Origin of the sequence: Olsenella sp. oral taxon 809 str. F0356 (assembly GCF_000233535.1) — a bacterium.
GTDB lineage: Bacteria > Actinomycetota > Coriobacteriia > Coriobacteriales > Atopobiaceae > Olsenella_I > Olsenella_I phocaeensis.
In genome coordinates, this window is sequence record NZ_JH376563.1 from 1,258,530 (window position 1) to 1,275,165 (window position 16,636).

Consider the following 16,636-nt stretch of genomic DNA (forward strand, 5'->3'; position numbering starts at 1 on the left):
GTTCGCGTCGCCCGACGCCGCCGCCCGCGCCGCTCAGGCTCGTCCCAGCGCGACGCCGACCAGGGCCCGCTCGAGCCTCGGATGCTCGTGCAGGTAGCGCTTCGCCAGCGCCTCGACCTCCGATCTGAGCTTCGCCTCCTCGGCGGGCGTGAGGTAGCGGCCCGTCACACCCAGGAGCTCGCGATAGCTTCTGTGGCCCGTCTCCTCGCTCGCGTAGTCATAGAGCCGCTCTCCGTGCGCACAGGTGTTGCGCACGGCCACGAGCTCCTCGAGGTCGTGGAAGACCCCCTTGCGGGTGAGCGGACTCGTGCCCCCGCGCTCGCAGGCCTCCCAGAGCCTGCCGGTGGCCTCCTCCTGCTCCTCTCGCCTCATGAGGGCGTAGAAGTACTTGAGGTTGCCAAAGGTGAGCTCGTTGAAGAGCACCCAGAGGGGCACGCCGTCGTGGTTCTGCCGATAGTGGGCGACGCGCGCGTCCGGCCTGGCGTCACGTCGCTCCGGGCTGGCGGTCGCGCCCGCCCCTCCCTGCGCCTCCACGCCGCGGGCGCGGTGCTCGAGCGTGTTGATCATCCACTCGAGGTCTCCCTCGAAGCTCGCCTCCCCGCGCAGGTAGTCGCGCTGGCGGCTGTAGCTCTGGGGCCTGAGGTAGGCCTCGGTCTGCCGGTGGCGGTTGCAGAAGACGTACGAGAGCACCGATCGCATGAGGCCCTCGATGGACATCAGGCGGAAGAAGGTCGCCGCGCGGAGTTCGCGGTCGAAGCAGAAGAGGGCGTGGACGTCGTCCAGGCTGGTGCCGGGCAGGAAGCGGTCGTCGTCCGCCCTGCCGCTGGCCACGGGATCGAGGAAGGGCAGCCTGTAGCCGTTGACGACGGCGTAGTAGCCCTCGCGCAGGAGGAGGAGCTGGGCATGGGATCCGCAGCCCATGCCGCGTCTCCGTAGGAGCTCGACCTGCTCGTCCAGCGTTTTGAAGGGTTTGTCCATGCTCGTCTGCCCTTTTCCTGACCTTGCCCTCGGGGCCGCCCGTCCTTGCGGGCGTCGCTCGTGCCGCGGCCCCGCTCTGTTGGCATTATGCCGCGACGACCAGCATGAATGCCAGGTCCGGGCCTTTTGCGGGGCTGTGGCTTTAAAAGCCCCTGAAGCCCTCGTATAGTGGTGGGTGTCTGATGAGTCCGGACTCACCGGGAGCTGCCATGCGTGCCACGTATTGCCCCAACTGCGCCTCTCCGCTCGACGATGGGGACGAGCGCTGCCCCTCCTGCGGCATCGTGCTCGCGGAGTGGCTGAGGCCGGAGCTGCTTGACGAGCCGGACGACCAGGCCCTTCAGGGCACGGCGTCGCTGAGGAGGCTCGAGGTGGACGAGCTCGCGGCGGATGCAGGGGCGCCTGCGGACGAAGGCGGGGCCGTGGATGGCATTGCGGAGGCGGTCGGCGAGCCGACGGCAGGCGAGCTTCCGGAGGAGGGCGATGTCCCGGCCGAGGATGACGCTCCTGCTGCGGGCGACGTCCCGGCTGAGGGCGAGGTACCAGACAAGGACGACGCCCCAGCTGAGGGCGAGGTGCCAGACAAGGACGACGCCCCGGCTGAGGGCGAGGTGCCAGAGGAAGACGAGGCCGTTCTCCCCCTTGACGAGGTGCTCACCAAGGAGGCGCCACTCTCCGTCCGTTACGCGCGGCGCGAGGAGGACGAGCCGGACGGCTGGAGCAGCGACCACAACTTGCCCCTGGGAATCCTTGTCGGCATGGTCGTGGTGCTCCTCCTGGTGCTCCTGGCGATGAGCCGCTGCGGCAACCGCTTCGTCGACCCCTATGCGCCCAGGGTGGGCCAGCAGGCCTCCGGGCAGGCGGCATCCCCGTCTGGCGACTCCGAGGCTGGCTCGCCGACGCGGGAGGGAGGCTCTGATGCCGACGGCTCGCAGGCGGCGACCCCCGACGGTTCGCAGGCGGCTGCCTCGGGCAACCCCGTCGCAGGCGGCGAGGACGAGCGGAGGCTCCGCCAGACTCTGGTCGAGCGCCAGTTCGAGCTCAAGAGCCTCGCCCAGAAGGTCGATGCCAGCGAGCAGACCTTCGACGACGGCTACGCGGACCGCTGGGTCGAGCGCAATGCGCACGCGGCGGACGCCAACGCCCTCCTTGAGCAGGTCAAGTCTGCCTATCAGGACCTCTCGTCCCAGCAGGTTGAGGCGGACTCCAGCCTGCGGGGTCAGTACCTTCTCCTCCTGCGCTGCCATGCCGATCTCGCGGACCGCATGCAGATCGTGGGCGAGCTCTGGGAGCGCGACCTCTGGTACGACTACCCGCAGTACGAGCAGGAGACCATCCTCGAGCCCCGCACGAGCAAGACGGATGCGGACGGGAGGCTCGCGCCCAAGGCGGACTACGACGAGGCGCTGTCGCAGATCAGCCTCTAGCCGGCGCAGGGCGACCAGACTACTATCATCCTTGTTGACCAAACTGCGCGGGTGACGGGTGCCTGCGCGACGGGGGAGAGGTGCGGGCATGCCGGGCAAGCGATCTGACGTCATCTCGTGGGACGAGTTCTTCATGCGCGTCGCCTTCGCGGCGAGCCTCAGGAGCAAGGACCCCAAGACCCAGGTCGGGGCCTGCATAGCCGACGTCAACAACCGCATCCTCTCGGTGGGCTACAACGGCACGCCCATGGGCATCGGCGACGACGAGTTCCCCTGGGGCTCCCCCGAGAACGACCCGCTGCACGACAAGCACAGCTACGTGGTGCACGCCGAGGCCAACGCAATCCTCAACTATCGCGGATCGCTCAAGGACATGCAGGGCGCGACGATGTACGTGACCCTCTTCCCCTGCCAGGAGTGCGCCAAGATGCTGGTGCAGGCGGGCATCGGCAAAGTGGTCTACCTGGACGACAAGTACCACGACACCCTGGGCGCGCAGATCTCTCGCACCGCGCTGGACAGCTGCGGCGTGAGCTACCGCCAGGTGCTCCTGCCGGAGGACGCCCTGCGCTGACGCCATCGCGTCCGGCCCGCCAGCCGTCTCCGTACCCTGCGCTGACGCCATCGCGTCCGGCCCGCCAGCCGTCTCCGTACCCTGCGCTGACGCTGAGCCCATCTGCGTCCGCCACGCCACGTCCCGTGCTGCTTCTCGTTTCGTTCTCTATGCATTTCTCTGAAGTCAGGTCGACAAAAGGCCAGTTGAGAGACTTGCGATTTCAGAGATTGGCATAGAGAACGCCCCGACGGTTCAGGAGATGGCATAGAGAACGAGGTTGGGGGAGTTGCCGCGTCGTGCGCATGATGTGGCGCGCGCATGATGTGGCGTGCGTACGATGCGGCATGTACACCGCATGCGTGCGGCATGCATGTGGCATGTACGTGGCGCGCACGCGACGCAGGCGTGGACTGTGGCGTGCACGAATCGGACGCATGGTTGAAATCTAAGCGTCGATGCATGAGATTTTCTGACTTCTACGGTTTATGAGCCGCGCGTGGGGGTAGATTCTCTCCTGTATGAAAAAGCGATGCGCCACGTCGCCCGCCGCCAACGGCCTGACCCACCGGCTCGGTCCATCGGTCCGCCGTCGGCCCGGTTTGCCACCGGTTCACAGGCTCGCCGCCATGCCCTGCCGCATGGGGCGGCCCCACGGCCGTTGCCGCAGCGGCGTCGCCATCGTCCGCCCACGACACGAAGGGAAGCCGTCCCCAATGAAGCAGTTCAAGACCGAGAGCAAGAAGCTCCTGGACCTCATGATCAATTCGATCTACACCAACCGCGAGATCTTCCTGCGCGAGCTCATCTCGAACGCCTCCGACGCCATCGACAAGCTCAGCTTCAAGAGCCTGACCGACCCCAGCGTGAAGCTGGACGCGGACTCCCTGGCGATTCGCCTCTCCTTCGACAAGGACGCGCGTACCATCACCGTGAGCGACAACGGCATCGGCATGACCCAGGAGGAGCTCGACCGCAACCTGGGCACCATCGCGCACTCCGGCTCCGAGCAGTTCAAGGAGGAGAACGCCGCCCACCAGGGAGACGAGATCGACATCATCGGCCAGTTTGGCGTGGGCTTCTACAGCGCCTTCATGGTGGCCGACCGCGTGCGCGTGGTGAGCCGCGCCTTCGGCTCCGACCAGGCCTACGCCTGGGAGTCCGACGGCGTCAAGGGCTACAGCATCGAGCCTGCGGCGGAAGGGGAGCGCTCGGGCGAGGACGACCACGGCACCGACGTCACGCTGTACCTGCGCGAGGCGGACTCCGACGACCCCGAGGCCGGGGAGTCCCCGGACCGCTTCCTGAGCGAGTGGGGCCTGCGCGACCTGGTGAGCCGCTACTCCAACTACGTGCGGCATCCGGTCCAGATGATGGTGAGCAAGAGTCGCGAGCTGCCGCGTCCGGAGGACGCCGGCGACGACTACAAGCCCCAGTACGAGGAGTACCAGGAGCTCGAGACGATCAACTCCATCACGCCCATCTGGAAGAAGCGCTCGAGCGAGGTCGAGCAGAAGGACTACGACGAGTTCTACCGCTCCGCCTTCCATGACTGGGTGGACCCCGCGCGCACCATCAGCTTCCACGCGGAGGGCTCGCTGAGCTACGACGCCCTGCTCTTCATCCCGGGACAGGCGCCCTTCGACCTCTACAGCAAGGACTACGAGAAGGGCCTGGCGCTCTACTCCTCCAACGTGCTCATCCAGGAGAAGTGCGCCGACCTCCTGCCCGACCACTACAACTTCGTGCGCGGCGTGGTGGACAGCCCCGATGTCACGCTGAACATCAGCCGCGAGACGCTGCAGCAGAACTCCCAGCTGCGCGCCATCGCCCGTCGCGTGGAGAAGAAGGTCACCTCGGAGCTCAAGGGCATGCTGCGTGACGACCGAGAGGCGTACGAGAAGTTCTTCGACAACTTTGGTCGCGGCCTCAAGTTTGGGATCTACAACTCCTACGGCTCGAAGGCCTCGGAGCTGGCCGACCTCCTGCTCTTCTGGTCGGCCCGCGAGGGGAAGATGCTGACCTTCGCCGAGTACGCCGAGGGCATGGCCGAGGGGCAGGACAAGGTCTACTACGCGGCGGGGGACTCCCGAGAGCGGCTCCAGAAGTCGCCCGTGGTGAAGAGTGCCGTGGACCACGGCTTTGACGTGCTGCTCTGCACCCAGGACGTGGACGAGTTCATGTTCCAGGCCATGCGCAGCTGGCACCAGGACGCGGTCGCGGGGGACTCCGAGCACAAGGGCACGGATGCGCGCGACCTCGAGCTGGTCAACGTGTCCACCGCCGACCTCGACCTCGCGACGGAGGACGAGAAGAAGGCCGCCGAGGAGGCGACCAGCGAGCACAAGGGCCTCTTCGACGAGCTCAAGGACGCCCTGGGCGAGAAGGTCACGGGCGTTCGCGCCGCAGCGGGCCTGGGCGAGGCGCCGGCGACCATCGCCGCGGAGGGTCCCGTCTCGCTCGAGATGGAGCGCGTCATCGCGCGGGGTCCCGAGGGCGAGATGGCTCCCAAGGCCCAGCGCGTGCTGCAGCTCAACGCCGCGCACCCCGTGTTCGGGAAGCTCGTGGCCGCCGAGGAGGCAGGCGACAAGGACCGCCTCAAGCTCTACGGCGACATCCTCTACGACCAGGCCCTGCTGGTGGAGGGGCTTCCCATCGACGACCCCGTGCAGTTCGCGAAGAACGTCACCGAGCTGATGTAGGTCCCTTGATGTAGGTCCCTCTCGCCTCAGGGCATGTCCTCGCCCTGATTGGGCCCGGTAGCCACCTCGCGTGGTGCCGGGCCCTCTTCGTGGGGAGGCGCCCGTCGGCGCCGGGCCCAGCACCGTTCGCAGAATCTTGCCAGAATGCGAGCGTGGCCGACGTTTGGCCTGTTGAGGGAGCGATCCTCTCGCACGAACGGCGAATCATGCGAGAACGGCAGGGCATGCCACGAGGGGCCGCGCGGGCAGGCGCAGGGGCATCGTGGTGGGCCAAAACACGCAGCTTGACCTGTAATCCGGGTACATTTAACGACACTTATGAATAGCATATTACGCGTCGAACCCATGACCTGCGCTTTTGTTCTATCCTATAAACGCAAGGCGTACGCGCGCCAGAAATGGTTGCATCGACGATTGGATTCACATGCGCAAGGTCAAGACGTTCGGCGGCAAGAGGCACACCTACGACACCGAGAAGGCCGAGCAGCTCGGTACCCGCAGCTTTGGCGAGTTCGGCGACCCCGCCGGCTATGAGGAGACCCTCTACAAGACCAAGCAGGGCCTCTACTTCGTGGTCGGCAAGGGCGGCGACCAGTCTCCCTACGCCAAGGGCGAGGACATCAAGCCCGTCTCTGCCGACGAGGCCAAGGCCTGGTAAACGGCCTGGGGATTCTGTCCTAGCACTACGCATTCTCGACCCCGTCACCTGCTGTGACCCTGCAGGCGGCGGGGTCTTGCCTTGTTTCGCGCAGGTGGACGTCGCCGGCGAACGCCTGACTACTCGCCAGTGACCGCCCGGCTACTCGGCGAACATGTTCCTCTCGGCGAACTCCGCCTGGACGGTGCGGAACATGAGGTCGACGTCCTCGAGCCCCAGGTGCTTCTCCTTCTCCGACGCCTTGAGCGTGCCGCGCCGCCGGGCCCAGCTCTCCAGCGCCGCCGGACGGGAGTCGTGAGGGAGCATCTTGTACTCGGGGTCGACCCTGCGGCAGATGTCACGCGTGTCTATGGGCACAATACGTCCCGCCTTGCGCGCCTCCGCATAGCCATCCAGCTGCAGCATGAACCAGGAGTCCTCGAATGCGGCGTTGTGCGCCATGTAGGGGAAGGCCTCCATGGCGGCGAGCAGCGCCTCCTGCATCTTGCGGTCCTGGCGGAAGGGCTTCCTGCCCTCGAGCTGCGCCCAGCCGATGTGGTGCACGAAGCTCAGGGGCACGCCCTTCTCGCGATACAGGTCGGGCAGGCCGCAGTAGCCCATGAAGGGCCTCTGGGGCTTCGCCTTGGGCGTGAGCTCCATGAACTCGAGGCCCACGTTGATGATGTAGCCACGGCTTGGGTCGCGGTCGGTGGTCTCGATGTCGATGCCCAGGATCGTGCCCGAGACGGGTGCTTCCACGTAGGCGGTGGCGAGGTCCCGCGCGTCCGGGCCGGCGCTGCGCGCGACCTCGTCGAAGCTGCGGTGCTGGAGCGCCGCAACGGAACGAATCAGGTCCTCGTCGCTGAGCTTGCGCGAGAGCGAGGTGGGCGGAAGGTCGCGCAGGAGCTCGGTGCCATAGCTGTCGCAGGTCGTGCGGTTGCGGTCTGCCAGGTTCCTCACGAGGTCGAAGGAGAAGGGCTCCGCCCCCGGCGCGCTCGTCCTCCATGCGTCCATGAGGAGCTGGATGGCCTCCTCGTTCTTCTGGCGCTCGGCGTTGAGCGCCTCAGCATCGGTGAGGAAGCCGGGGAAGACGAAGGCGTTTGCGTGCTCTAGGGCCTGGCTGAGGTTCATGTGCCACCACTTCGCTCGCGATTGGGACTGACCCCCCAGTGTACACTGTGGCGGGCGCACCAAGGTCGCCACCATCGAACAGGAGGAGGACGCATGACAGACGCTGAGGTATCCGGCGAGCTCGTCGACTTCGTCGCGAGCAGCCCGAGCATGTTCCACAGCGCTCGCACCATCGTGAGGTACCTGGACGAGGCGGGGTTCGCCTTCCTGCCCGAGGGTTCGCGCTGGGAGCTCGAGCCGGGAGGGAGCTATTACACGACGCGAAACAACTCCAGCGTCGTGGCGTTTCGCGTGGGGGAGGAGCTCGACGGCTACCACTTTCAGCTGGCCGCGTCGCACTCCGACTCTCCCAGCTTCAAGGTGAAGAGCGTGCCCGAGCTCGAGGGTCCCGGCCCCTACCTCCGCCTCAACGTCGAAGGCTACGGTGGGATGATCGACTACAGCTGGCTCGACCGCCCCCTCTCGCTCGCCGGCCGCGTCATGGTGCAGGAGGGAGACTCCGTGCGCAGCGAGCTCTTCGCGCCGGACCGCGACCTGCTGCTCATCCCCAGCGTCCCCGTGCACATGAACCGCGACGTGAATGACGGCTACGCCTTCAACCACCAGGTCGACCTCTGCCCGCTGGCCTCCGCGGGCGAGCTTGGGGCGGGGTGGCTCGACCAGCTGGTCGCGGACGAGCTTGGCGTCGACGTCGGACAGGTCCTCGCGCGCGACCTCTTCCTCACGAACCGCGTGGAGGGGCGCGTGTGGGGTGCGACGGGGGAGTTCGTCTCGGCCGGGCACCTCGACGACCTCCAGTGCGCCTTCGCCTCGCTCAAGGGCTTCCTCGCCAGCGCCAACCCCCACGACGTGAGCGTCTACGCCTGCCTTGACAACGAGGAGGTGGGCTCCAACACCAAGCAGGGCGCGCTCTCCACCCTCCTGCGCGACGTGCTCGTGCGGGTGAACGCCGGCCTGGGCAGGGACGGGGAGGAGCTCGCGCGTGCGCTGGCGCGCTCCTTCATGGTGAGCTGCGACAACGCGCACGCCGTGCACCCCAACCACCCGGAGAAGTGCGACGAGGCAAACCGCAGCTGGCTCAACGGGGGCATCGTGGTGAAGGAGGCGGCGAACCAGAGCTACACCACGGATGCCTTCTCGCGCGCGGCCTTCCTCGCCATCTGTCGCCGTGCCGGCGTGCCAGTGCAGTGCTTCGCCAACCGCAGCGACAGCAGGGGTGGGTCAACCCTGGGCAACCTCTCCAACATGCAGGTCAGCATGCATGCCGTGGACGTGGGGCTGCCCCAGCTGGCCATGCACTCGGCCTACGAGACCGCGGGCGTCCGCGACACCGTCCACGCTATCCGCGCGCTCGAGGCCTTCTACTCCTGCGACCTCAGGATCGACGGGGCGGACGGCTTCACCCTGTCCTAGGCACGATGGGGGCGAGAGGGACGCCGCATTCTACGCCGAACGCGGCAGGGGCGGCTGCGGCCTGGTCATAACCGAGATCTGCTCCGTCAACGCGAGGCACGGCAGGGGAGACGCGCGCAACCTCCTGCTCGACTCCGACGACAAGATCCCCAGCTTCAGGAGGATGGTGGACGCCGTCCACGAGACCGGCGCCAAGTTCGCGCTCGAGATCTACCACCCGGGTTGTCAGGGCGTGCCCGCGCTCTGCGAGGACGGCATGCTGGTGAGCCCCTCGGGACAGGAGTCGAAGCTCCTGCACGCGCCGACCCGCGCCCTCTCGGCCGAGGAGGTGGAGGGCGTCGTCGAGGACTTCGTGAGCGCGGGCGTCCGCAGCTGGGAGGCCGGCTTCGACGCCGTCGAGCTGCACTGCGCCCACGGCTACCTGCTCTGTCAGTTCCTCTCGCCCTACACCAATCATCGCGACGACGAGTTTGGCGGCACGCCCGAGAGGAACGCCGAGGTCGTGCGCCGCATCATCAGGGGCATCCGCGAGCGCACGGCGCCCGACTTCCCCATCCTGGTGCGCCTGACGGCCGACGAGTACCTGCGCGAGGTGGGCATCGACGACGGCATCACGCTGCCGCTCGCCATCGAGTACTGCCGGATGTTCGAGTCCTGGGGCGCCGACGCGATCGACGTCTCGGCCGGCAACTACGAGACCATGAACTGGGCCTGGGAGCCCGTGGGCTTCGACGAGGGCTGGAAGTCCGCCAACGGCAAGGCCATCGCGCGCGAGCTGGGCATCCCCGTGATCGCCTGCTCCGTCGTGCGCCATCCCGAGACGGCCATGGACCTGGTGGAGGGCGGCGTCTCCATGGTGGGCTCCGCCCGCCAGTTCTTCGCCGACCCGGACTGGGGCAACAAGGTGCGTGATGGCCACGCCGACAGGATTCGCCCCTGCATCAGCTGCATGCGCTGCATCGAGAGCCTGATGGCCGCCCACGAGGACCCCTACACGCCCATGGTCTGCTCGGTGAACCCCGAGGCCGGGCGCGAGTGCGAGCTCGCCGCAATCGGGCGCGACGGGGAGGGGCGGCGCGCCGTGGTGGTTGGCGCCGGCCCGGCCGGGCTCGAGGCCGCCCGGGTGCTCGCCCTGCGCGGGTTCGAGACGACGCTGGTGGAGCGGGAGGGGCGCCTGGGCGGCCAGCTGGTCCTCGCGGAGCGCCCGCCTAAGAAGTGGCGCCTGGGCTGGCTCGTCGACTACTACCGCAACGTCCTGGGCGACCTGGGCGTCGGGCTGAGGCTCGGCTGCGAGGCGGCGCCCGAACTCATGGACGAGCTCTCTCCCTCTGCCGTGGTGTGGGCGGCCGGGTCGGTGCCCGTGCTGCCCGCGAGCATCCCGGGCCTCGACCTTCCCTGCGTGCTCACGGCGCCGGACGCCATCATGGCTGACCCGGCCCTGCGCGACCAGCGCGTGTGCGTGGTGGGCTCGGGCATGACGGGCATCGAGTGCGCCGAGATGCTCGCCGAACAGGGCAACGAGGTGGGGCTGTACGAGATGGTCGACCAGATCGGTCCCGGCATCTTCTTCCAGAACATGATCGACATCATGGGCAGGCTGGACAAGACCAGCACGAAGCTCTTCCCCGGCCATAGGCTCGTCTCGGTCGAGGACGGTCGGGCGCGCTTCCAGAAGGTCGACGGGAGCGAGGTCGTGGCCGAGTTCGACCGCCTGGTCCTCTCGCTTGGGATCAAGGGCGTGCCAGTGCCGGAGTGGCTCGAGGGCCGCGGCTGCGAGCTGAGGGTGGCGGGTGACGCCCTGGGCATCGGGCGCATACAGGAGGCGGTGCGCACGGGCTACGACGCAGCCCGCTCCATCGCATAGCGTCCAGGGGAGAGTCGCGCCACGATCCCGGGCGGCTGGCCCGGGCCTGTGGTGGGCGATCTTGGGGTCCGTCCGAGCCTCGCGCTCGCGGCGGGCCCCTTGCATGTGGCGCCGTCATGCCTGATTGTTGGTCTCACACGTTGCGGATCGGAGGCGCGATGGGTCAGGCTGGGAGGGTACGGAAGGTGGCGAGCGGGCGGAGGGCGGCCCTCGCGCTCTTCCTGTTCGTGATGGCCTTCTTCGTCGAGGCGGCGCTTGGGGAGTCGCTCTCCGACGCGCTGGGCATCGACTACGACCTTGCCTACGTCGCGGCGGGCTCCATTGCCGCGACGGGCTTCGTCGCGCTCCTCGGGGGCTGGGAGATGCTCAGGCCCGACGTGGCGAGCATCAGGCGCATGCTGAGGCTGGGCTGGTGGCTCCTCCTGGTCGGCGCGGCGATGGGCGTCCTGGACCTCCACGACTTCGTCTCCTCGGGGATGGCGCCCGAGCCCGGGTGGGTGGGGCGCCTCGCGGGCGTGGCCCTGCTCTGCCTCCTCATCGGCATAGAGGAGGAGGCGATGTTCCGCGGCCTGCTGCTGCACGGCCTCCTCGCGCGAAGCGGACGCACGCGCACGGGCGTCGTCCTCGCCTGCGTCGTCTCCTCGCTGCTCTTCGGCCTGGCTCACGTGTCCGAACTCGACGCGTCGGACCCCGTCCAGCTGCTCCAGGCGGCCCTCAAGGTCACGCAGACGGGGACCTATGGCTTCGTGCTCGCGGCCGCCACGCTCTCGGGCCGTCCTGACGAGTCGGACAGCCTCTTCGGCCCCGCGCTCTTCCATGGGCTTGACGACTTTCTGGCCATGTTCGTCTCCATCGGCCTGATGGGGGAGTCGAGTGAGGTCAGCTACGTGGCAACGGGGGCGGACGCCTGGCCCACGGTGACCCTCTATGCCGTCCTGACCATCCTCTACCTGCCGTCCGTCGTGAGGGCGGCGCTCTGGCTGCGTGCGTTGGACGTCCCCCAGCTTGGCGGGGTCGCCCGCGCGGAGGGCGGGCAGGCGCCGCCGCCGGTGCCGGACGGGGTGTGCCGGACGCAGCCCACGACATTGCCCGCGGCGTCACCTGTCGAGGGTGTGCCCGTCTTGCCCCAGGACAGCGACACGAACGGGGCGGGAGGGGACGGTCTGGAGGGCCGGCCGTCAAGGCCGTGGTAGAGCGCCTCGCCGACGTGCGATCGTGACGTCTGTGAGCAGCCTTGCACTTCACGCCTTGCTTTTCCTATATTAATAGCGTACAACTTAATTGTGCTCAATTTAACTACGTCAGGAGGGATCCATCATGGGCCTCTACGACTACAGCGTCACCGACCCGCAGGGCAACGAGGTCAAGATGTCCGACTTCAAGGGAAAGGTCGTGATGGTGGTCAACACCGCCACCGGCTGCGGCTTCACGCCCCACTACGAGCCGATCGAGAAGATGTACGAGGACTATCGCGACCAGGGCTTCGAGGTGCTTGACATCCCCTGCAACCAGTTCAAGGGCCAGACTCCCGGCACCGACGAGGAGATCCATGAGTTCTGCACCCTCAACTACGGCACGCAGTTCCCCCAGATGCACAAGTCCGACGTCAACGGCGAGAACGAGCTGCCCCTCTACACCTGGCTCAAGGGCCAGAGGGGCTTCGAGGGCTTTGGGCACGGCCCCAAGGCGCTGACCATGTCCGCCCTGCTCAAGACCATTGACCCCGACTACAAGAACAACTCCGACATCAAGTGGAACTTCACCAAGTTCATCATCGACCGCGCGGGTAACGTCGTCGCCCGCTTCGAGCCCACGGCAGATATGAGAGCCGTCGAGGAGTGCGTCAAGTCCCAGCTCTAGGGCTTGTTGGCGCGTTACGACGCCCCGCCTCGCGTGGTGCGCACACAAGGAGAGAGGCCCCCGGCTTCGTGGCTGGGGGCCTCTCTCCTTGTTGGACATGTCTTGCGCTGTCATGAGGCTAGGGTGCCGGCGGGGCACCAAAGACGCGGGCGGCGGCGTCTGGGAGTTGCCCTGTCCTAGTCCACGGATCTGGAGAGGAAGTGCCTCGTGCGCTCGTCGCGGGGGTTGCTCATGACCTGCTCGGGAGTGCCCTCCTCCACGATCTGCCCGTCGATGAGGAAGGCCACGCGGTCAGAGACCTCGCGGGCGAAGCCCATCTCGTGCGTCACGATGCCCACGGCCATGCCATCTCCCGCAAGCTCGCGGATGAGCGCGTGCATGTCCTCGGTGAGCCGGGGGTCGAGCGCGGAGGTCGCCTCGTCGAAGTAGATGATCTGGGGGTTCATGCAGAGCGCGCGGGCGATGGCGACGCGCTGCTGCTGGCCGCCCGAGAGCTGGCAGGGGACCTTGTCCGCCTGCTCTGCGATGTCGAGCCTGCCCAGGAGCCTGCGGGCCTGCGCCTCCACCTCGTCGCGTGGCCTGCCCTGCACCACGACGGGCGCGTCGACGACGTTCTGGAGCACCGTGCGGTGGGGGAAGAGGTTGAAGTTCTGGAAGACGATGCCGAAGCGCATGCGTGCCTGGCGCATCGCCTGGCGGTCGTAGGAGCTGCCGGAGCCGCCCTCATCCCCGTCCTTCGCCACGAGCACGTTGCCGTAGGCGAGCTCACCTTGGTCGAAGGTGTCCAGCAGCGTGAGGCACCTGAGGAGCGTGGACTTGCCCGCGCCGGAGGGCCCGATGACCGAGACCACCTCGCCCTTGTTGATGAGCAGGCTGATGCCCCTCAGGACCTCCCTGTCGCCAAAGGACTTCCTTCCTCCGCGCAGGTAGACCGCCGGCAGTCCCATGAAGGTGGCGAAGCTCTGGTCCGGGGTGGGGATTTCCTTGGGGTTGCTCGGGCTAATCATGATAGTAGGCCAGCTTCTTCTCGACGCGGCGGAGCACGAACTCGATGACCAGGCAGGTCAGCCAGTAGACGAGGGCGGCGATGGCGAAGGGCAGCATGGTGCGCTGCGATGCCACCAGGGCGCGGCCGGTGGTGAACATCTCCGCCACGCCGATGGAGAAGGCGAGGGAGGTGTCCTTCACCAGGGTCACCACCTCGTTGCCCATGGCGGGGAGGATGCGCTTCACGACCTGGGGCAGGATGATGCGCGCGAATGCCTGCGAGCGGGAGTAGCCCAGGACCTCGGCGGCCTCATACTGCCCGCGGGGCATGCTCTGTATGCCCGAGCGGTAGATCTCCGCGAAGTAGGCGGCGTAGTTGACCACGAAGGCGAGCATGACCGCCACGAACATGTAGCCAGGGCCGGTCTGCCGGCCAAAGACGTAGTAGGGGGCAAAGAAGACCGCGAACATCTGCAGCATGAGCGGGGTGCCGCGCATGACGGAGATGAAGAGCTGGCAGAGGAGAGAGAGGGGCTTGAAGCGCGAGAGCCTGCCCAGGGCAACGGGGATGCCCAGGGGTATGGCCCCGACGAGCGTCAGGGCGAAGATCTGCAGCGAGGTCACATAGCCCTGCAGCAGCATTCCTGTCATGGTCGAGACGTCCAACTGCTCCCCATCTCTCTTGGTCGGTCCTACGCGGTCGGTGGCTCGTCCCGCCTAGGCCTTGGGGAGGACCCACAGGTCGTACGATACCCCCTGGTCGGCATACTTCTCGCAGAGCTCCTTGACCTTGCCCTCGGCGTCGAGCGCCTGGAGGTCCCTCTGGACCTGGTCCGCAAGTGCCTGGCCGGCGTCGGTCTTTGCGAATCCCACGCCGAAGTGCTCGGAGTTGAGCGCCTCGTCCAGGATCTTGAAGCTGTCCTGCCTGCCCGCGATGTTGAAGCTCGCGACGGGGTAGTCCACCGCGATGGCGTCCACGGCGCCGCTCTCGAGCATCATGAAGGCGGTGTTGTAGTCGCCGATGGTCTGGAGCTGGGCGAAGCTCGCCGCGAGCTCCGCCTGCGCGCCGTCGGCGTTCAGCAGGTCGTAGGCTGCGGAGTCGGACTGGGTGACCACGTTCTTACCGGCGAGGTCGGCGAGGGTGGCAATCTGGGAGTCGGCGCGCGTCACCACGACCTGGCGATTCTCCATGTAGGGGTCGGTGAAGGCATAGTCGCCCTCGCGACCCTCGATCGTGAAGCCGTTCCAGATGCAGCTGATCTGTCCGCTGTTGAGGAGGCCGTCCTTGGCGTCCCAGGCGATGGGGCTGGGCTTGAAGGTCCAGCCCTCCCTCTGGCAGACGGCCTGGGCGAGGTCGAGGTCGAAGCCCGTGTAGGCGCCGTCGTTGCCAACGTATCCGTAGGGCGGGAACTCCTGGTCGAAGCCCACGACGAGGGTGCCGTCGAAACCTTCGACGTCGCTTCCGGACGCCGGGGCCGCCGCAGGGGAGCCGGCGGAGTCCGCGTTGGAGCATGCTGCGAGCGAGGCCGCCGCCGGCGCTGCCAGAGCCGCCGTCGCCATCTTGAGGAACTGCCTGCGACCCATCGTCACGTCGTGTGCCTTCATGTTCTCCTCCGCCCCGCCTGCCCTATGGTCAGGCATCAAATTGGCTAAGCACTTTAGTAGGGTGGAGTAAGTCTAGGACGCGAGGCGGACGCGTTCAAGCTCGGAAACCAGCTGTACTCATTCTCCCTCCGCTCCACAGACGGGCGAGAGGCGCGCTCGGCCTGGCTCGCAATAGACGACCAGGGTTCGCCAGGGTTGCCCAGACCAGAGGGAGCTGCAGGTGACGAGCGTCACGGCCCGCGTCGGCGCCTGGCAGAGGACTGCGGCGTCAGGGCTCTTGGCGGAGGAGGAGCGGCAGATCCCGCGCAGGAAGTCGGGGAGTGACGAGTCATCGCCGAAGTCGAAGCGTTGGACGTCCGGCCAGTCGCTGGGCACGCGCAGGGCGCAGAGGGCCCTGAGCCTTGACTCGCCCCGCCCGTCGGTCCAGATGAGGTCACGGCCCGCCAGCTCCTCGAAGTTTCGTGGGACGTGGGCGTCATGAAGGCAAGAGAACATGAGCGTCGTCCCGGCGAAGTGGTGGCCGTAGACGACGAGATGCTCCGACGTCGGCCCACAGCGCGCATCGACGAAGGGGCAGCCCAGCCGGGCGGGGTGCCCCCAGGGGTCATGGTCGAGGTAGAAGAGCGGGTCCCTCACGTCTGCCTGGGCAACGGGATAGTCGATAGGCGTCCCCTCGATGCGGAGCCATGCGCGCACGCCGTTCGGGAGGTGGCCCTGCGAGCGGCCCTGCGAGCCGCTTTCCGGGTTGCCTTGGTTGGCGGGCGGGCGCAGTCCCTGGGCCAGGACCTGGTAGCGTGCCTGTTCGATTAGGCCGAGGACCGCTGGGATAAGAAAGGCAAGGAGCAGGGAGCCGCCCACGAGGAGGAGGGACGTGGCGGCGAGCCGGCGTGGCGTGCCACGATGCCCGCGACGCCGGGCCGGGATTCGCACGCAGGCCCTTCCGCCTGCGGCTTTGGGCGGTCTGACCCTTGCCATGTGAAACCCCCGACACATTCGAGAGAAGTTTTTCAAATTAACCCTTGCATCCTGCAGCGAGTTTGGGCATGATAATCAAGCGCGTTACGAGGTGGGGCAAATGGTGGGTGTAGCTCAGTTGGCAGAGCGACGGACCGTGGCTCCGTAGGTCGAGGGTTCGAGCCCCTCTACCCACCCCATTCACAAACGCATGCGGGTCGTTAGCTCAGTTGGTAGAGCAGGGGACTCTTAATCCCAAGGTCGAGGGTTCGACCCCCTCACGACCCACCACGAGAAGTCGCGGGCCATCAGCTCCAGCAGCTGGTGGCCCGCTTTCTTGTCTCTAGGGCAGCTTCCTCCCAAAGTCATCCGTACGGATGCGTGGGGGGATGCGTGGGGGACGCCCGCCTGACTTGCTCATTGCACGCTGCCGTCCTCCCTTGAGGAGGGCGTGTCCCCCGGCCGCGAGAAGCGCGCCTCCCACCAACAGGCCGAGGGCCTCGACGCCCACTCCGGTCTGGGGCA

General features: G+C 67.2%; 14 protein-coding genes, 2 tRNA genes and 1 pseudogene. 11 read left to right on the plus strand and 6 right to left on the minus strand.

From position 1 onward, the window contains the following. Positions 1-33: 33 nt before the first annotated feature. Complete coding sequence (locus tag HMPREF1008_RS05730; protein ID WP_009278911.1) at positions 34-978, minus strand: Abi family protein; 945 nt, start codon at positions 976-978, stop codon at positions 34-36. 209 nt (positions 979-1,187) lie between these two features. On the opposite strand from HMPREF1008_RS05730, the gene HMPREF1008_RS05735 reads away from it, so the two are divergent. From HMPREF1008_RS05735 to HMPREF1008_RS05750, 4 genes are all read left to right on the plus strand, one after another. Further along, positions 1,188-2,405, plus strand: a complete 1,218-nt coding sequence (locus tag HMPREF1008_RS05735) for a zinc ribbon domain-containing protein (RefSeq protein WP_009278912.1) — start codon at positions 1,188-1,190, stop codon at positions 2,403-2,405. 88 nt (positions 2,406-2,493) lie between these two features. Continuing rightward, on the plus strand, positions 2,494-2,979 hold the full coding sequence (locus tag HMPREF1008_RS05740; RefSeq protein WP_009278913.1) for a dCMP deaminase family protein: 486 nt from the start codon (positions 2,494-2,496) through the stop codon (positions 2,977-2,979). Positions 2,980-3,674: 695 nt separating this feature from the next. Then, positions 3,675-5,660 (plus strand): molecular chaperone HtpG, encoded by a 1,986-nt coding sequence (gene htpG / locus HMPREF1008_RS05745; RefSeq protein ID WP_009278914.1) that lies wholly within the window; start codon positions 3,675-3,677, stop codon positions 5,658-5,660. Between the two features lie 424 nt (positions 5,661-6,084). Beyond that, positions 6,085-6,318, plus strand: coding sequence for a hypothetical protein (locus HMPREF1008_RS05750; protein WP_009278915.1), 234 nt, complete (start codon positions 6,085-6,087; stop codon positions 6,316-6,318). A gap of 141 nt (positions 6,319-6,459) precedes the next feature. Here the strand turns inward: HMPREF1008_RS05750 and HMPREF1008_RS05755 are convergent, their stop codons facing one another. After that, positions 6,460-7,428: a DNA polymerase gene (locus HMPREF1008_RS05755; protein WP_009278916.1), complete on the minus strand. Its 969-nt coding sequence runs from the start codon at positions 7,426-7,428 to the stop codon at positions 6,460-6,462. Positions 7,429-7,521: 93 nt separating this feature from the next. On the opposite strand from HMPREF1008_RS05755, the gene HMPREF1008_RS10860 reads away from it, so the two are divergent. The 5 genes and pseudogenes from HMPREF1008_RS10860 to HMPREF1008_RS05775 all read left to right on the plus strand — a co-directional run bounded on the left by HMPREF1008_RS10860 (position 7,522) and on the right by HMPREF1008_RS05775 (position 12,565). Continuing rightward, positions 7,522-8,841, plus strand: a complete 1,320-nt coding sequence (locus HMPREF1008_RS10860) for a M18 family aminopeptidase (protein ID WP_009278917.1) — start codon at positions 7,522-7,524, stop codon at positions 8,839-8,841. 25 nt (positions 8,842-8,866) lie between these two features. Then, a pseudogene (locus HMPREF1008_RS10995) lies at positions 8,867-9,751 on the plus strand (NADH:flavin oxidoreductase); the annotation flags it as partial. A gap of 90 nt (positions 9,752-9,841) precedes the next feature. Then, the gene (locus tag HMPREF1008_RS11000) at positions 9,842-10,705 is read left to right on the plus strand and encodes an FAD-dependent oxidoreductase (protein WP_255348652.1); all 864 of its coding nucleotides are present in this window, start codon (positions 9,842-9,844) and stop codon (positions 10,703-10,705) included. Positions 10,706-10,890: 185 nt separating this feature from the next. Further along, positions 10,891-11,898, plus strand: coding sequence for a CPBP family intramembrane glutamic endopeptidase (locus HMPREF1008_RS09910; RefSeq protein ID WP_050796641.1), 1,008 nt, complete (start codon positions 10,891-10,893; stop codon positions 11,896-11,898). A gap of 124 nt (positions 11,899-12,022) precedes the next feature. Continuing rightward, positions 12,023-12,565, plus strand: a complete 543-nt coding sequence (locus tag HMPREF1008_RS05775) for a glutathione peroxidase (protein ID WP_009278920.1) — start codon at positions 12,023-12,025, stop codon at positions 12,563-12,565. A 176-nt stretch (positions 12,566-12,741) separates the two neighbouring features. On the opposite strand, the gene HMPREF1008_RS05780 is transcribed toward HMPREF1008_RS05775, so the two are convergent. From HMPREF1008_RS05780 to HMPREF1008_RS09915, 4 genes are all read right to left on the minus strand, one after another. Continuing rightward, a complete protein-coding gene (locus HMPREF1008_RS05780) occupies positions 12,742-13,572 on the minus strand; it encodes an amino acid ABC transporter ATP-binding protein (protein WP_009278921.1) in 831 nt (276 codons plus the stop codon). Next, complete coding sequence (locus HMPREF1008_RS05785; RefSeq protein WP_009278922.1) at positions 13,565-14,203, minus strand: amino acid ABC transporter permease; 639 nt, start codon at positions 14,201-14,203, stop codon at positions 13,565-13,567. Before HMPREF1008_RS05785 ends, HMPREF1008_RS05780 begins: the two co-directional genes overlap by 8 nt. Before the next feature lie 66 nt (positions 14,204-14,269). Further along, positions 14,270-15,157, minus strand: coding sequence for a transporter substrate-binding domain-containing protein (locus HMPREF1008_RS05790; RefSeq protein ID WP_009278923.1), 888 nt, complete (start codon positions 15,155-15,157; stop codon positions 14,270-14,272). Between the two features lie 117 nt (positions 15,158-15,274). Beyond that, on the minus strand, positions 15,275-16,132 hold the full coding sequence (locus HMPREF1008_RS09915; RefSeq protein ID WP_009278924.1) for a class B sortase: 858 nt from the start codon (positions 16,130-16,132) through the stop codon (positions 15,275-15,277). Between the two features lie 103 nt (positions 16,133-16,235). On the opposite strand from HMPREF1008_RS09915, the gene HMPREF1008_RS05800 reads away from it, so the two are divergent. After that, positions 16,236-16,311: transfer RNA gene (locus HMPREF1008_RS05800), tRNA-His, on the plus strand. 15 nt (positions 16,312-16,326) lie between these two features. Continuing rightward, a tRNA-Lys gene (locus HMPREF1008_RS05805) sits at positions 16,327-16,402 on the plus strand. Positions 16,403-16,636: the final 234 nt, after the last annotated feature.

Bases quoted from the DNA above. Each gene is read 5' to 3' on its own strand.
- HMPREF1008_RS05730 (WP_009278911.1), bottom strand. From the start codon at position 978: ATGGACAAACCCTTCAAAACGCTGGACGAGCAGGTCGAGCTCCTACGG.
- HMPREF1008_RS05735 (WP_009278912.1), top strand. From the start codon at position 1,188: ATGCGTGCCACGTATTGCCCCAACTGCGCCTCTCCGCTCGACGATGGG.
- HMPREF1008_RS05740 (WP_009278913.1), top strand. From the start codon at position 2,494: ATGCCGGGCAAGCGATCTGACGTCATCTCGTGGGACGAGTTCTTCATG.
- htpG (WP_009278914.1), top strand. From the start codon at position 3,675: ATGAAGCAGTTCAAGACCGAGAGCAAGAAGCTCCTGGACCTCATGATC.
- HMPREF1008_RS05750 (WP_009278915.1), top strand. From the start codon at position 6,085: ATGCGCAAGGTCAAGACGTTCGGCGGCAAGAGGCACACCTACGACACC.
- HMPREF1008_RS05755 (WP_009278916.1), bottom strand. From the start codon at position 7,428: ATGAACCTCAGCCAGGCCCTAGAGCACGCAAACGCCTTCGTCTTCCCC.
- HMPREF1008_RS10860 (WP_009278917.1), top strand. From the start codon at position 7,522: ATGACAGACGCTGAGGTATCCGGCGAGCTCGTCGACTTCGTCGCGAGC.
- HMPREF1008_RS11000 (WP_255348652.1), top strand. From the start codon at position 9,842: ATGGTCTGCTCGGTGAACCCCGAGGCCGGGCGCGAGTGCGAGCTCGCC.
- HMPREF1008_RS05775 (WP_009278920.1), top strand. From the start codon at position 12,023: ATGGGCCTCTACGACTACAGCGTCACCGACCCGCAGGGCAACGAGGTC.
- HMPREF1008_RS05780 (WP_009278921.1), bottom strand. From the start codon at position 13,572: ATGATTAGCCCGAGCAACCCCAAGGAAATCCCCACCCCGGACCAGAGC.
- HMPREF1008_RS05785 (WP_009278922.1), bottom strand. From the start codon at position 14,203: ATGACAGGAATGCTGCTGCAGGGCTATGTGACCTCGCTGCAGATCTTC.
- HMPREF1008_RS05790 (WP_009278923.1), bottom strand. From the start codon at position 15,157: ATGAAGGCACACGACGTGACGATGGGTCGCAGGCAGTTCCTCAAGATG.
- HMPREF1008_RS09915 (WP_009278924.1), bottom strand. From the start codon at position 16,132: ATGGCAAGGGTCAGACCGCCCAAAGCCGCAGGCGGAAGGGCCTGCGTG.